The sequence below is a fragment of the Corallococcus praedator genome, from assembly GCF_003612125.1.
GTDB lineage: Bacteria > Myxococcota > Myxococcia > Myxococcales > Myxococcaceae > Corallococcus > Corallococcus praedator.
Genome location: NZ_RAWI01000796.1, coordinates 1 through 872 on the forward strand (window position 1 = coordinate 1; position 872 = coordinate 872).

Here is an 872-nt window from a genome sequence, read left to right on the forward strand (position 1 = left end):
GTGAGGTCCTGGCCGGGCCCCACCTCCAGCAACACCCCGCAGCCCTCTTCCAGCAGCGCACCCACCGCGTCGGTGAAGCGCACCGGCTGGCGCATCTGCTCCGTCCAGTACCCCGGCGCCGTCAGCTGCCCCGGACGCACGAACGTGCCCGTGAGGCTGGACGCGTAGCGCACCGTCGGCTCGGAGCGGTGGAGCGAACCTACCACCCGCGCCAGCTCCGGCATCAGGGGCTCCACGTCCGCCGAGTGGAACGCATGCGGCGCGGGCATCCGCACCGCCCCCGCCTTGCGGCGCTCCAATTCCTCCTTCAGCCGCTCCACTTCCTCCACCGGCCCGGACACCACGCACCGGTCCGGCGCATTCACGGCCGCGAGCGTCAGCCGGCCCGTCAGCATCGGCACCACCTGCGTCTCCGGCAGCGCCACCGCGAGCATCGCCCCCGGCGGCATGCGGTGCATCAGCTCCCCGCGCGCCACCGCCAGCCGCATCCCGTCCTCCAGGGACAGCACGCCCGCGACGCACGCCGCCGCGTACTCCCCGAAGCTGTGGCCCAGCACCGCATGCGGTGCCACGCCCAGGTCCTTCCACAGCAGCGCCAGCGACACCTGCACGCTGAACAACGCGGGCAGCGCCACGCGCGTGTCCGCGAGGCTCGCCGTGACGTCCGCGCCCTCCGCCGGCCGCAGCAATGCCGACACGCGCTCACGCAGCGGCGCGTCCATCAGCGCGAGGCACGCGTCCAGGTGCGCGCGGAACAGCGGCGAGGCCTCCGCCAGCTCGCGCCCCATGCCTACCTGCTGCGCACCCTGGCCGGAGAACACGAACGCCACGCGCGGCGCGCGGTTCGTGCCCTTCGTCGTGGCCGCCGGCTT

1 protein-coding gene is annotated in these 872 nt (G+C 74.2%); it reads right to left on the reverse strand.

Going from position 1 to position 872, the window contains the following annotated elements:
• Positions 1–872, reverse strand: an 872-nt coding sequence (locus D7Y13_RS41810) for an acyltransferase domain-containing protein (RefSeq protein ID WP_147452660.1), incomplete at both ends; no start/stop codon positions are given.